Genomic DNA, 14,028 nt, shown 5'->3' with positions numbered 1-14,028 from the left:
GGCTACCTCCCCGTCCCCGGGCCGGTGCCTGCCCGGTCGAGCGGCGCGACGAGGCGGTAGGCGACGAGCGTCGCGGTGAAGAAGATGATGAACGCCGGGGCCGTGTCGAACAGGCCGCTCTCGAGCACCCCGAGCAGGGTGACGAGCAGGACGAGGGCCGCCACGAGCAGCCGCTCGGGCGAGGGCAGGCGCAGGGCGTGCCGCAGCGCGGCGAGGACGAACAGCACGAGGACGACACTGCCCACGTAGCCGACCTGGAGCAGGGCCGACACCCACGAGCTGTCGAGCATCTGCTCGTTGCGGTACAGCGCGGTGACCGGGATCTGCTTGAGCGCGAGCCCGCTGCCGACGAGCTGCTGCGCGAGGGAGTCGGCGTAGTCCGCCGCCGCACCCCACGCGACCGTCCGGTTGTTCAGCGTCGTGATGTCGGCAAGCGTGCCGCGCCCGGCGTAGGCCGCCACGTACGGGGTGAGCGCGCTGACGAGCAGCAAACCGGTCGCGGCGACGACCACGCCGGCGACCATCGGGGGGCGCACCCGCGGGGTCGCGACGAAGAGCAGGGCCAGCACGACGAGGAGCACGCTGAGGCCGGTGCGGGAGCCGGTGAGCCAGATGACCCCGAGCAGCGGGAGGAGCAGGGCGGTCTCCCCCGCGGACGCCGCGCCGGTGAGCGCCTTCCAGAACAGCACGACGACCGGGAAGCTCACCAGGAGGCAGATCGTGTTGGCGTTGAGCGGCGGGATGCCGCCGTAGAGCCGCCCGGTCTCGGCCAGCGAGCCCACGCCGGTCACCGCGCCGAACCCGGCGAGGAGGAGCATCGCGCTGCTCAGCGCGCTGATCACGTCCTGCCACGGGTGGGTGACGGTGATGAGGACGAGCGCGAACGCGAGGAGCGCCAGCCGGCAGGCGAGGACGACCGCGGGCAGACCGTCGGCGTTGACGACGCCCCCGACCACCGAGATGGCGAGGTAGGTGCTGAGCCAGAGGACGGGCGCGGCCCGCACCCCTCCCCAGGCGCCCGGTCCGCGGGGCGTGAGGAACGCGATGCCGACCGCGACGGCGGTGAGGACGGCTTTCGCGACGACGACGACGTCCAGTCCCCCCTCGTAGAACGCCCCGCGCCGCCACGCCACCGCGGACACCATGAGGAGCAGGCAGGTGAGGACGAGGGAGAGCGGCCGCAGCGTGAGCGCCCGGACGGTCGGGGTGGCGGGGGCGCGCGCGAGCTCGAGGGTCACGCCACCACCTCCGCCGGCGCGGGTCGCGTGCTGCGGCGGGGACGCAGCAGGAGCTGCCGGCACAGCGCGCCGCCCACGAAGGAGCCCACGGAGAGGAACCAGGGCATCCACTCCGCCGCCACACCGAGCGCGCGGAGGGCCAGCAGCACGAGCCCCAGGGCCACGGCGGAGTCGACCACCCGGATGAGCAGCACCCACTGCTGGCGCCCCTGGACGGCCGCCAGGCTGCCGTACGGCAGGACCGCCGCGCACGACGCCGCGTAGCACGCCCAGCCGAGGGTGGCGAGGAGGCTGATGTCGAAGCGGTCCGCCGTGACCAGCGGACCGAGCCGGGGCAGGAGGACCGCGGCTGACGCCGCGACGAGGACGGCACCGGCGAGCATGACGGTCGCCGCGCGGTCGGCCCGGGTCAGCAGCGCGGCGGAGCCCTGGCCGCGGTCGGCGGCGTAGCTCGAGAACAGGTAGGAGCCGACGCCCTGGACCAGCAGCATCGCGGGCGCGACGACCACCCGTGCGGCCTCGAGCTCGCCGACGGCGGCCGTGCCGGCGGCGACGAGCACGACGGAGCGGGCGAGGTTGAGGGTGGTCGGCCGGACGAACTGCTGCAGCGCGCGCCAGGAGCCGTACCCGACCACCGCCCGCCAGTTCCCGGCGCCGCGCAGCCGCAGCCGGCGTTCCACGGCCGGGAGCCGGGCCACCGCGAGCAGCCCGGCCACCGTCTGCCCCACCGCCAGGGCCCCGAGGACGTGGTCGAGGGTGAGTCGCCCGGTGAGACCGAAGCCGGCGAGGAAGGCGAGCAGCGCGACGAGCCCGGCGGCGTCGACGAGGACGAGGCTCCAGAACCGCAGGGTGGCCATGAGCAGCCGCCGGCACAGGTCGGCGAGCACGAACGCCGTGAGCGCCAGGGCGAACACGAGCGCCGTGCCGGCGCTGAGCACCGGGAGCGAGGCCGCGAAGCCGGCTGCCGCGAGGACGGCGACGAGCAGCAGCCCGATCCGGGTGAGGGAGGCGCGGACCCCGGGGTCGTGCCGGTCGAGGACGGTGAGCGAGTCCCCGAGCAGCCCGGTGGTGACCGCCGTCGCCATGACGACGGCGCCGAACAGCAGCGCGTACGTCCCGAACCCCGTCGCACCGAGAGTCCGGGCGGCCACGACGGACAGCACGAAGCTGCCCAGGGCGAGGGTGACCTGGCCCGCGAGCGCGCCGAGCGCCCGGTGGGGCAGGCGCGCGAGCCTCCCGCGCCACCTGCCCGGTGCTCTCGCCATGTCCCCGGCCGCCCGTCCCGTCACACGCTCGGGCTGAGCTCGCTGCGCGGGTGCGCCGGACGGCGCCGGCCCTGGGCGCCGTTCCCGCCGCGGTCGGCGCGCCGCCTCACCCGCACGCCGGCCCGGACCGTGCCGAGCACGGTGAGCCGTGCCGCGCGCACGGTCTCCAGGCAGTCCGCGAGCTCGTCCCTCCTCGTCGTGCCCGCACGGACGACGACGACGACCCCGTCGAGCGTCCGCGCGGTGACCACCGCGTCCGCCACCTCGGTGGCCCCGACGTCGTAGACGACGAGGTCGAACCGGGACCGCAGCTCGGCGGTCAGGAGCGCCATCGCCTCCGAGCCGAGCAGCTCGGCCGGGTCCTCCGGCGTGAGACCCGCGGGCAGGACGGTGAGCACGCCGTCCCGCCAGGGGGTGAGCGCCGTACCGAGCTCGACGTCACCGACGAGCACGTCGGCGAGGCCGACGCCATCCCCGACCTCGAGGAGCCGGGAGAGCGCCGAGTGCCGCAACCCGGCGTCGACGAGGCACACCCGCGTCCCGGCCAGCGCCCAGGTGATCGCGAGGTTGGCCGTCTCGCCGGCCCTGCCCTCCCGCTCCGTCGGGGAGGTGACGGCGATCTGCCGGAGCACCGCCCGGGGGTGGCCGACCTTGAGCGCGGTCCTCACGGCGCGGTACCGCTCGGCCGCCACCGACCGCGGCTGCAGCGCGGCGAGCGGCTCACCGTCGCGGGGGGCGAGGGTGGACCCGAGAGGGGTCGCGCCGGTGACGGCGAGGACGTCGGCGACGCTCCGCACCCGACGGTCCGCGTGCTCCCGGACCAGGGCGAGGAGCACACCGGCCGCCGCCCCCACGAGCCCGCCGAGGATGAGGTTGAGCCGCGTGCGCGGCGAGGACGGTTCCACCGGGACGGCCGCCGGGTGGGTGAGCACGACCTCGACCGAGGAGGCCGCGAGACCGCGGGGCGTCTCGAGCTCCTCGATGAGCGTCGCGAGCCCGAGCGACATCGCGTCGGCGACGGCCGCCGCCAGCGCGGGGTCGGCGTGCTCGACGGACACCTCGAGCATGACGGTGCCCGTCGGGCTGGTGACGTCGACCATCTGGCGCAGCTCGCGCGGGGTGACGTCGAGCTCCAGCTCGTCGATCACGCCGTCGACGACGGTGGGGCTCGTGCTCAGGGCGGCGTAGGAGACCATCCGCTGGGTGACGAACTGGGACCCCTGGAAGACCTCCCCCGCGCCGGCGGCCTCCTCGTCGGCGACCGTGACGAAGGAGGTCGCCACGGCCACGTAGCGCTCCTCGGCGAGGAGGCTGAGCCCGAACCCGAGCAGGAGCCCGATGACGATCATCGATACCCACGCCCGCCAGCGCCGCTGCAGCAGCGCGAGGTACTCGAGGAACGTCATCGCTCTCCCTCCTCAGCGGTCCGTTCCGCTGACAGGCGGGCGCCCGGTCGTGGAGGGGGCGCCTGCGCCGAGGGTACTCCCGACTCTCCGGCCCGAGCGGGTGTTTGCGGGGGATCAGCACCTGACGCCGCGCTGCCACGCGGGTGAACGGGCCCGACGGTGGCCCCGGGTGGCAGGGGCTCAGCCCGTGGCCGCCGACCCCTCCTCGAGCTCGCCGCCCTCGGTCTCCTCGACGTCCGCGCGCAGGCCCGCCCGGGCGCCGCCGTCGGACGTCACGTCGTCGGCCGTGGGGGCGATGACGGCGGGGTCCTCCCCGTAGAACGCGCCCCGGTAGCGCGGACGCATGAGGTTCTCCACCGAGAGCAGGTCGTCGAGCTCCGCCTCGGTGAGCAGCCCCCACTCGAGGACGATCTCGCGGACGCCACGGCCGCTGCGGGCGGCCTCACGCCCGACCCTGTCCCCGTTGTGGTGCCCGATGATCGGGTTGAGGAAGGTGACCAGCCCGATCGAGCTCATGACGTTGCGGCGGCACACCTCCTCGTTGGCGGTGATGCCGGCGACGCAGCGCCGGTCGAGGGTGTCGCAGGCGCGGGTGAGCAGCGAGATCGACTCGAAGAGCGCCGTCGCGATGACCGGCTCCATGACGTTGAGCTGGAGCTGGCCCGCGGCCGCCGCCATCGTCACGGTCGTGTCGTTGCCCATGACGCTGAAGCACACCTGGTTGACGACCTCGGGGATGACCGGGTTGACCTTCGCCGGCATGATCGAGGAGCCCGCCTGCATCTCGGGCAGGTTGATCTCCCCCAGGCCGGCGCGCGGGCCGGAGGACAGCAGGCGCAGGTCGTTGCAGATCTTGTCGAGCTTGACCGCCACCCGCTTGAGTGCGGCGTGCATCGACACGTAGGCGCCGGCGTCGGAGGTGGCCTCGATGAGGTTCTCCGAGCGCACGACCGGCAGGCCGGTCACCTCCGCGAGGTGGGCGACGGCGCGCACGGTGTACCCGGGCGGGGTGTTGAGCCCGGTCCCGATCGCCGTCGCCCCGAGGTTGACCTCCAGGAGCAGCGCCTGCTGCCGGGAGAGGTTGAGCAGCTCCTCGCCGATGAGCGCCGCGAACGCGCTGAACTCCTGGCCCAGGGTCATCGGCACGGCGTCCTGCAGCTGCGTGCGGCCCATCTTCAGGACGCGGGAGAACTCGTGCCCCTTGCGGGTGAAGGTCGCCGCGAGCGCCTCGAGGCGTGCCTTGAGCCGGTCGACGGCCTGGTGGGTCGCGATGCGCAGACCCGTGGGGTAGGCGTCGTTGGTCGACTGGCTCTTGTTGACGTGGTCGTTGGGGTGGACGACGTCGTAGCGGCCCTTGGGCAGGCCGAGCCGCTCGAGGGCGAGGTTGGCGATGACCTCGTTGACGTTCATGTTGACCGAGGTGCCGGCCCCGCCCTGGTAGACGTCCACCGGGAACTGGTCGAGGCAGCGGCCGGACTCGAGCATCTCGTCGCAGGCCCAGACGATGGCGTCGGCGATGTCCACCGGCAGCGTGCGCAGGTCCCGGTTGGCCAGTGCGGACGCCTTCTTGACCAGGACCATCCCGCGCACGAGGTCGGGCAGGTCGCGCACCCGGGTGCCGGACAGGGCGAAGTTCTCCACCGCACGCAGCGTGTGGACGCCCCAGTAGACGTCGTCGGGGATCTCGCGCTGGCCGAGGAGGTCCTCCTCGGTCCGGGTGGTGGCCATCAGTTCGGGCGGGTCATCGCGACGACGTCGAGGGAGCTGTCCAGCTGCTCGGGGCTGACCTCCCCGCGCTCGACGTAGCCCAGCTCCTCGACGGCCTCGCGGATCGTCGTGCCGTTCTTGACGGCGTGCTTGGCGATCGCCGCGGCGGCCTCGTAGCCGATGACCCGGTTGAGCGGCGTGACGATGGACGGGGAGGACTCCGCCAGGGCGCGGGCGCGGTCGACGTTGGCGGTGACGCCGTCGACCGTGCGCGTGGCCAGCGCGACGCTCGCGTTCGCCAGCAGGGTGATCGACTCGAGGAGGTTGCGGGCGATGACCGGGAGCATGACGTTGAGCTCGAAGGAGCCGGAGGCGCCCGCGAAGGCGATCGTCGCGTCGTTGCCGATGACCTGCGCGCACACCATGAGCGTGGCCTCGGGGATCACCGGGTTGACCTTGCCGGGCATGATCGAGGAGCCGGGCTGGAGGTCGGGGATGGCGATCTCGCCGAGCCCGGTGTTGGGGCCCGAGCCCATCCACCGCAGGTCGTTGCAGATCTTGACGAGCGAGACCGCGACGGTGCGCAGCGCGCCCGACATCTCGACCGCGCTGTCCTGCGCGCTCTGCGCCTCGAAGTGGTTGGTCGCCTCGGTGAGCGGCAGGCCGGTGTTCTCGGCGATCCTCGCGATCGCCGCCGGCGCGAAGCCGGCCGGGGTGTTGATCCCGGTCCCGACGGCGGTGCCCCCGAGCGCGAGCTCGGCCAGGCGCGGCAGGGCGGCCTCGACCCGGGCGATGCCGTAGCGCAGCTGGGTGGCGTAGCCGGCGAACTCCTGCCCCAGGGTCACCGGGGTGGCGTCCATGAGGTGGGTGCGGCCGGACTTGACGACGTCGGACAGCTCCTCGGCCTTGCGCTCGAGGGACACCGCGAGCGTGTCGAGCGCGGGCAGCAGGTCGTGGACGACGGCGGCCGTGGCGGCGATGTGGATCGAGGAGGGGAAGACGTCGTTGGACGACTGGGAGGCGTTGACGTGGTCATTGGGGTGGACGCTGCGTCCGAGCAGCGTGCTCGCGATGTTCGCGACGACCTCGTTGGTGTTCATGTTCGACGACGTGCCCGAGCCGGTCTGGAAGACGTCGACCGGGAAGTGCTCGTCGTGCTCGCCGGCGATGACCTGCTCGGCGGCCTCCGCGATGGCCCGCGCGAGGTCCTCCTCGAGGACCCCGAGCTCGGCGTTGGTGAGCGCGGCGGCGCGCTTGACCTGCGCGAGGGCAGCGATGTGGTGCCGCGACAGCCGCGTCCCGGAGATCGCGAAGTTCTCCACGGCGCGCTGCGTCTGGGCGCTGTAGAGGGCGCCGCGCGGGACCCGCACCTCCCCCATGGTGTCGTGCTCGATGCGGAAGGCCTCGTCCTGCGTCACTGCTGCTCCAAAGCTCGGTTGGCGGCGGGTACTCGTGGTGCGGTGGTGCTACTTCTCGTCCAGGTCCTTGCTCAGCAGCTCGGCGAGGGAGTCGAGGACCTCCTCGGCACGCTCCCCGTCGGCGGTGAGGACGACGTTCTCCTGGTACTTCGCGCCCAGCGTCATGACCCCGAGGATGCTCGCCGCGTCGACCGGTGCGCCACCCTCCTTGGCGATCTTCACCGGGATGCCGGCCTCGCCGGCGGCCTTGACGAAGAGGGAGGCCGGGCGGGCGTGCAGCCCGACCTTCGAGCCGATGGTGACGGTGCGCTCTGCCATGGGAACTCCTACCGGTTGTTGTTGGGCGTGTAGGGGGAGACGACGACCTCGACCCGCTGGAACTCCTTGAGGTCGGAGTACCCGGTCGTGGCCATCGCCCGACGCAGGGCGCCGATGAGGTTGACGGTGCCGTCGGGCGTGTCGCTGGGGCCGTGGAGGATCTGCTCGAGGGAGCCGACCGTCCCCACACGCACGCGCTCGCCGCGCGGCAGCTGCGGGTGGTGCGCCTCCGAGCCCCAGTGCCAGCCGCGCCCGGGCGCCTCCTGGGCGCGGGCGAGGGAGGAGCCGAGCATGACGGCGTCGGCCCCGCACGCGACGGCCTTGACGAGGTCGCCGGAGCGGCCCACCCCGCCGTCGGCGATGACGTGGACGTAACGGCCGCCCGACTCGTCGAGGTAGTCGCGGCGCGCGGCGGCGACGTCGGCGACGGCGGTGGCCATCGGGGTGTGGATCCCCAGGGAGGTGCGGGTGGTGTGGGCGGCCCCGCCGCCGAAGCCGACGAGGACGCCGGCCGCGCCCGTGCGCATGAGGTGCAGCGCCGCGGTGTAGGTGCCGGCGCCGCCGACGACGACGGGCACGTCGAGCTCGTAGATGAAGCGCTTGAGGTTGAGCGGCTCCGCGGTGGAGGAGACGTGCTCGGCGGAGACGGTGGTGCCGCGGATGACGAAGAGGTCGACACCGGCCTCGACGACGGTGCGCCAGTGCTGCTGGGTGCTCTGCGGGGAGAGCTTGCCGGCCACGGTGACCCCGGCGGCGCGGATCTCGTGCAGGCGCTGGGTGATGAGCTCGGGGACGATCGGCTGGGAGTAGATCTCCTGCATCCGGCGGGTGACCTCGGCGCCCTCGAGGGTCGCGATCTCCTCGAAGAGGGGCTCGGGGTCCTCGTAGCGGGTCCACAGGCCCTCGAGGTCGAGGACCCCGATGCCGCCGAGCTTGCCGAGGAGGATCGCCGTCGCCGGGCTCATCACCGAGTCCATCGGCGCCGCGAGGACGGGGATGTCGACGTAGTAGGCGTCGATCTGCCAGCCGACCGAGACGTCCTGCGGGTCGCGCGTGCGGCGGGAGGGCACCACCGCGACGTCGTCGAAGGAGTAGGCCCGTCGTCCCCGCTTGCCTCGGCCGATCTCGATCTCGTTGCTCACAGGCGCCAGGTTACCCGGCGGTCGGTAGATTGCGGCCCATGGTCTGCGCGCACCCCCTCGGCCCCTCCCGTCGGCAGGTCCTCGCCTGGGCGGGGGTGGGCGCCGCCGCGCTCACGGTTGCCGCGTGCTCCGGCGAGGAGGACACCTCGCCGCCTCCCGAGCCCGGGGAGGCCCTCGCCACGCTCGAGGACATCCCCGTCGGCGAGTCGGTCCAGGTGCGCACGAGCGCGGGCGCCGAGGTCGTCGTCACCCGGGTGAGCGAGGAGGAGGTCGTCGCGCTCAGCGCCGTGTGCACCCACCAGGGCTGCACGGTCCGCCGGGAGAGCACCGAGCTCGCCTGCCCGTGCCACGGGTCGCGCTTCGCGGTCGCCGACGGTGCCGTCCTCCAGGGGCCCGCGGAGGAGCCCCTCCCCCGCGTCGAGGTCCGCATCGAGTCCGGCACCGTCGTCGCCGTCTGACCGGTCCCCGCCCCGTCCCCCTCCCGGCCGACCGCAGACTTGTGACCCGGGACCAGCTCGGCACTCGAGGCGTGGCGCAGCGCTAGGCGGGCAGGGTCCGGGCGGCCGCGTGGTCCACGGACGGGAGCCACTCGACGTCGACGCCCGGGCGGTCGAGCCCCTCGGCGGCCCGCCGCGTGTTGACGGCGGTGGCCCAGTCGCGGTGGCACTCGCGCTGCCACTCGTGGAGGTCCGGCAGCTCCCGGGCGCCGAGCTCGGGGAAGGCGCCGACCAGGCAGTCGAGCAGCTGGAGCGTGGCGAGCACGTCGACCTCGGCGGTGTGGAGGCTCTCGCGGACCTCCACCCGGTAGTGCCCGCACAGGTCCCCGAGCCTGCGAGTGCCTTGCCGGTCGTGGTCGAGGGCGCGGTCGATGACGAGGGGGTCGAGGACCGGGCCGGGGGTGCGGCCGAGCCGCTCGGCGAGGGTGGGCAGGTGCCACCGCGCGAGCTCGTGCTCGAGCAGGGTGAGGTCGAAGCAGGCGTTGTAGGCGACGAGGGGCACGCCGTCCTCGACGGCCCGCACGAGCTCGTCCGCGATCTCCGCGAGCGCGACGCCCGGCGCGGCACCCTCGGCCCGGGCACGGTCGGTGGTCACGCCGTGGATCGCGCTGGCGGGCTCGGGGATCTCGACCCCGGGGTCGAGGAGCCAGGTGCGCTGGCGGGTCCCGCGGGCGTCACGGGTGACGAGCGCCGCCGTCACGATGCGGTCGTGGCGCGGGTCGACACCGGTGGTCTCGGTGTCGAAACCGAGGAACGGGCCCGCCGTCCAGGTGCGCATGGCCGCTCCTCCCGGGGTGCCGCGCGGCCGCGCGGCGTCGTCGTCGATGTCCCCCACGGTGCCAGACAGCACCGACATCCCGAGCCACGCGCACGGCGCCCGGCCGGGATCACACCGGCAGCGCGACGTAGACGGTCTCGAGGTACTCCGCGATGCCCTCGGCACCACCCTCGCGGCCGACACCCGAGTGCTTGACCCCCCCGAAGGGTGCGGCGGCGTTGGACAGCAGGCCGGTGTTGACCCCCACCATGCCGACCTCCAGGCGCTCGCTGAGTCGCAGCACCCGGGAGAGGTCCGCGGTGAACAGGTAGGCGGCGAGTCCCACGTCGGAGGCGTTCGCGAGGCGGACGACCTCGTCCTCGTCGCGGAAGGTCGCCACCGGGGCGACCGGGCCGAAGATCTCGTGGGCCATGACGGGGCTGTCGGGAGCGACGCCGGTGAGCACGGTGGGCGGGTAGAAGTAGCCCGGGCCGGCGACCGGCTCCCCTCCCGTGAGGACCCGCGCCCCGGCGTCGCGGGCGGCGGTGACGAGCCGGTGCACGCCGTCGCGCTGCCCCTCGGAGACGAGGGGGCCGACGTCGGTGCTCTCCTCGACGCCCGGGCCGACGGTGAGGCCGGCGAAGTCCTCGGCGAGCCGGCGCGAGAACTCCTCGGCGACGGACTCGTGCACGAGGAAGCGGTTGGCCGCCGTGCACGCCTCCCCCATGTTGCGCAGCTTCGCCTGGCGGGCGCCGACGAGGGCGGCATCCAGGTCGGCGTCGGCGAAGACGATGAACGGCGCGCTGCCGCCCAGCTCCATCGACGTGCGCAGCACGTTGTCCGCGGCATCCCTCAGCAGCGCCCGCCCCACCTCCGTGGAACCGGTGAACGAGAGCTTGCGCAGCCGCCGGTCCCGGAGCAGCGGGCCGGTCACCGCCCGGGCCGCGGACGTCGGGAGGATGTTGACGACGCCGTCGGGGACACCGGCGTCCAGCAGGATCTGGCCGAGCGCCAGCGCGGTGAGCGGGGTCAGTGCGGCCGGCTTGAGGATGACCGTGCAGCCGGCGGCGAGCGCCGGGGCGATCTTGCGCGTGGCCATCGTCAGCGGGAAGTTCCACGGGGTGATGAACAGGCACGGACCCACCGGCCGCTTGGCGACGAGGATCCGCAGCGTGCCCTCGGGAGCCGTCTGGTAGCGGCCGTTGACGTGCGCGGCCTCCTCGGAGAACCACCGCAGGAACTCCCCGCCGTAGGTGACCTCGGCCCGCGCCTCGGCGAGCGGCTTGCCCATCTCCAGCGTCATGAGGGTCGCGAGCTCCTCTGCCCGCTCCCCCACGAGGTCGAACGCCCGGCGCAGGACCTCCGCGCGCTCACGCGGCGACGTCGCCGCCCAGGCGTCCTGGGCGGCCGCGGCGGCGTCCATCGCGGCGGCACCGTCCGCGGCCGAGGCGTCCGCGACCGCGGCGATCACCTCGCCGGTCGCCGGGTCGTGGACGTCGAAGGTCGTCCCGCCGTCCGCGTCCCGCCAGGCTCCCCCGACGAGCAACGACGTCGGCGTGGTCTGCAGGATGGCGGTGGCCGCGCGGGTGAGCGTCACGGGGCACCTCCTCGTCGATCGGGGTCGTGCTCCCATCGTAGGCGGGCGCCCCGCGGCGGTCAGCGGGTGTAGTTGGGCGCCTCGACCGTGAGCTGGACGTCGTGCGGGTGGGACTCCTTGAGCCCGGCGGAGGTGATCCGGACGAACTTGCCCTTCTCGGCGAGCTCGACGAGGTCGTGCGCACCGACGTAGAACATCGACTGGTGCAGCCCGCCGATGAGCTGGTAGGCCACGGCGGACAGCGGCCCGCGGTAGGGCACCTGCCCCTCGATGCCCTCGGGCACGATCTTGTCGTCGGTGTCGACGTCCGCCTGGAAGTAGCGGTCCTTGGAGTAGGACACCCGTCCGCGGGAGGCCATGGCCCCGAGGGACCCCATGCCGCGGTAGTGCTTGTACTGCTTGCCGTTGACGAAGACGAGGTCGCCGGGGCTCTCGTCGCAGCCGGCGAGGAGCGAGCCGAGCATGACGGTGTCCGCGCCGGCGACGAGCGCCTTGGCGATGTCCCCGGAGTACTGCAGACCGCCGTCGCCGATGACCGGGACGCCGGCCGGCCTGCACGCCTGGGCGGCCAGGTGGATGGCGCTGACCTGCGGCACCCCGACGCCGGCGACGACGCGGGTGGTGCAGATCGAGCCCGGACCGACACCGACCTTGACGGCGTCCGCGCCGGCGTCGACGAGCGCCTGCGCACCCTCACGGGTGGCGACGTTGCCGCCGATGACCTGGACGTGGCTCGTGGCGGGGTCCTTCTTCAGCCGCGTCACCATCTCGAGCAGGAGCCGCGCGTGCCCGTTGGCGGTGTCGGCGACGAGGACGTCGACGCCCGCCTCGACGAGAGCCGTCGCGCGCTCCCACGCGTCACCGAAGAAGCCGATCGCCGCGCCGACGCGCAGCCGGCCCTCGTCGTCCTTGGTGGCGAGCGGGTACTGCTCGGACTTGACGAAGTCCTTGACGGTGATGAGGCCCTGCAGCACGCCGTCGCCGTCCACGAGCGGGAGCTTCTCGATCTTGTGCCGGGCGAGCAGCGCGGCGGCGTCGTCACGGCTGATACCGACGGGACCGGTGACGAGCGGCATCGGTGTCATGACGTCCCGCACGAGGCGGCCGTCGAACTCCGCTCGGTCGATGAAGGCGGTGTCGCGGTTGGTGATGATGCCGAGCAGGACACCACGCTCGTCGACGACCGGGAGGCCGGAGACGCGGTAGCGCGCGCACAGCGCGTCGAGCTCGGCGAGGGTGGCGCCGGGGCCGACGGTGACCGGGTCGGTGATCATGCCCGACTCCGAGCGCTTGACGGTCTGCACCTGCTGCGCCTGCTGCTCGATGGAGAGGTTGCGGTGCAGGATCCCGATCCCGCCCTGCCGCGCCATGGCGATCGCCATGCGCGCCTCGGTCACGGTGTCCATGGCGGCCGAGAGCAGCGGCACGCGCAGGGAGATCTCCTTGGTCAGCCGCGCCGTCGTGTCCACCTCGGAGGGGATGACGTCGGTGGGTCCGGGGAGCAGGAGGACGTCGTCGTAGGTCAGGCCGGTGAAGCCGAAGGGGTCCGTCACGTGGGAGTCGCTCACCCTCCGATCCTACGTGCGCGGACCGGTGCTGGTGCAGGTGGGTCTAGTCACGGACGGTGGCGGCGATCTCCGCCACCGCCGCCGCGGGCGTCCGCACCCGGTGGACGTGCGGCAACCACAGCGAGGGGCTCTCGTCGCCGAGGAGGAAGACGTTGACGTCCCCGCGCTCGGAGGACCGGGTGACGACCTCCTCCGCGCCCGGCGGGTTCCCGATGACCGCGAGCACGGCCACCTCCCCCTCGGGCAGCCACGCCAGCGGGTCGGTGTCGACGGGCAGGTGCTCGGCCGGGACGACGAGCGCACCGACACCGGCCTCGGCCAGCCCGCCGGCGATGACGTGCGCCGACACGCGGTCGGCCGCGGGGGCGAGGACCCGCACCGGCGCTGGTCCGGGGACGGCGAGCTCGCGGATCGCCTGCATGAGGCCGAGGCGCATGACTCCGTGCGGGTCGCTGCCCGGCCGCTGGGCGAGACGGTGCCGGCCCTGGTCGACCATCTCCGCCGCGGGCTGCACGAGGTCGGCCCACACCGCCACGACCCCGGCCTCCCGGGTGGCGCGGCTGAGCATCCGGTGCACGCGCCGCAGGTCCGGCTCGACGGCGGCCGCCGCGAGGGTGAGCGGGTCGAGGGCGAGCGAGCCGTCGTCGGCCTCCTCCGCGGGGCCCGTCTCCTCCCCGTCGCGCGAGTCGCCGGTGCCGGGCTCGGTCGCGATGCGGGCGGCGTCCACGGGCGCGACACCCCGCAGGGTGAGGCGCCGCATCGTCTGGAGGCGGGCGACGTCGTCGGGCGTGTAGCGGCGGTGGCTGCCGGCCTGGTGCGACGAGGGGCCCAGGCCGTAGCGGCGGTCCCACGTGCGCAGGGTCGACGCGGCCACGCCGAGGGTTCGCGCAACGGCCGCCACGGTGAGGGGAGCAGCGTCCATCCGGGAGTCCCCGCCGGTTCCGGGGGTCGCTCGAGCCACCAGTCCTCCTTCGTCGGCCTCGATTCTGCACCCGGGCGCCCGTGCGGGCACGTCCGCCGCGCCAGGGGGCCGTGACCACGCGTCCGCGGACCCGTTCACGGCGCGGTCGACGCCCGCTTCCGCATCGATTCGTGAACTACTTTCGCGAGGGGCT

General features: G+C 73.8%; 12 protein-coding genes. 1 reads left to right on the top strand and 11 read right to left on the bottom strand.

Annotated features, from left to right (window positions below; translation table 11 throughout):
* Positions 1-2 precede the first annotated feature (2 nt).
* The 7 genes from GD632_RS01115 to GD632_RS01085 form a co-directional block, all read right to left on the bottom strand.
* Positions 3-1,238 carry a hypothetical protein gene (locus GD632_RS01115; RefSeq protein WP_152187762.1) on the bottom strand — a complete coding sequence of 412 codons (1,236 nt, stop codon included), beginning with the start codon at positions 1,236-1,238 and terminating at the stop codon, positions 3-5.
* Entirely contained in the window at positions 1,235-2,503 is a 1,269-nt protein-coding gene (locus GD632_RS01110) for a lipopolysaccharide biosynthesis protein (protein ID WP_152187760.1), read from the bottom strand. Before GD632_RS01110 ends, GD632_RS01115 begins: the two co-directional genes overlap by 4 nt.
* Positions 2,504-2,523: 20 nt before the next feature.
* A complete protein-coding gene (locus GD632_RS01105; RefSeq protein WP_152187758.1) occupies positions 2,524-3,909 on the bottom strand; it encodes a polysaccharide biosynthesis tyrosine autokinase in 1,386 nt (461 codons plus the stop codon).
* A 180-nt stretch (positions 3,910-4,089) separates the two neighbouring features.
* Positions 4,090-5,640 carry an aspartate ammonia-lyase gene (gene aspA, locus GD632_RS01100; RefSeq protein WP_152188353.1) on the bottom strand — a complete coding sequence of 517 codons (1,551 nt, stop codon included), beginning with the start codon at positions 5,638-5,640 and terminating at the stop codon, positions 4,090-4,092.
* Positions 5,637-7,034 carry a class II fumarate hydratase gene (locus GD632_RS01095; RefSeq protein WP_226924388.1) on the bottom strand — a complete coding sequence of 466 codons (1,398 nt, stop codon included), beginning with the start codon at positions 7,032-7,034 and terminating at the stop codon, positions 5,637-5,639. The genes aspA and GD632_RS01095 overlap by 4 nt, the downstream gene beginning before the upstream one ends.
* A 48-nt stretch (positions 7,035-7,082) precedes the next feature.
* Positions 7,083-7,352, bottom strand: a complete 270-nt coding sequence (locus GD632_RS01090) for an HPr family phosphocarrier protein (RefSeq protein WP_152187756.1) — start codon at positions 7,350-7,352, stop codon at positions 7,083-7,085.
* An 8-nt stretch (positions 7,353-7,360) separates the two neighbouring features.
* A complete protein-coding gene (locus GD632_RS01085; RefSeq protein WP_152187754.1) occupies positions 7,361-8,494 on the bottom strand; it encodes a GuaB3 family IMP dehydrogenase-related protein in 1,134 nt (377 codons plus the stop codon).
* A 38-nt stretch (positions 8,495-8,532) separates the two neighbouring features.
* On the opposite strand from GD632_RS01085, the gene GD632_RS01080 reads away from it, so the two are divergent.
* On the top strand, positions 8,533-8,952 hold the full coding sequence (locus GD632_RS01080; protein WP_152187752.1) for a QcrA and Rieske domain-containing protein: 420 nt from the start codon (positions 8,533-8,535) through the stop codon (positions 8,950-8,952).
* 82 nt (positions 8,953-9,034) lie between these two features.
* On the opposite strand, the gene GD632_RS01075 is transcribed toward GD632_RS01080, so the two are convergent.
* The 4 genes from GD632_RS01075 to GD632_RS16125 form a co-directional block, all read right to left on the bottom strand.
* Entirely contained in the window at positions 9,035-9,769 is a 735-nt protein-coding gene (locus GD632_RS01075; protein WP_152187750.1) for an exonuclease domain-containing protein, read from the bottom strand.
* Positions 9,770-9,878: 109 nt separating this feature from the next.
* Positions 9,879-11,381 carry an NAD-dependent succinate-semialdehyde dehydrogenase gene (locus GD632_RS01070; RefSeq protein ID WP_152187748.1) on the bottom strand — a complete coding sequence of 501 codons (1,503 nt, stop codon included), beginning with the start codon at positions 11,379-11,381 and terminating at the stop codon, positions 9,879-9,881.
* 23 nt (positions 11,382-11,404) lie between these two features.
* A complete protein-coding gene (guaB, locus tag GD632_RS01065) occupies positions 11,405-12,913 on the bottom strand; it encodes an IMP dehydrogenase (RefSeq protein WP_152187746.1) in 1,509 nt (502 codons plus the stop codon).
* A 43-nt stretch (positions 12,914-12,956) separates the two neighbouring features.
* The gene (locus GD632_RS16125) at positions 12,957-13,874 is read right to left on the bottom strand and encodes a MerR family transcriptional regulator (RefSeq protein ID WP_226924386.1); all 918 of its coding nucleotides are present in this window, start codon (positions 13,872-13,874) and stop codon (positions 12,957-12,959) included.
* Positions 13,875-14,028: the final 154 nt, after the last annotated feature.

The organism is Georgenia satyanarayanai (assembly GCF_009193135.1).
In the GTDB taxonomy this organism is placed as follows: Bacteria; Actinomycetota; Actinomycetes; order Actinomycetales; family Actinomycetaceae; genus Oceanitalea; species Oceanitalea satyanarayanai.
This window is presented reverse-complemented; position numbering and strand designations above follow the sequence as displayed.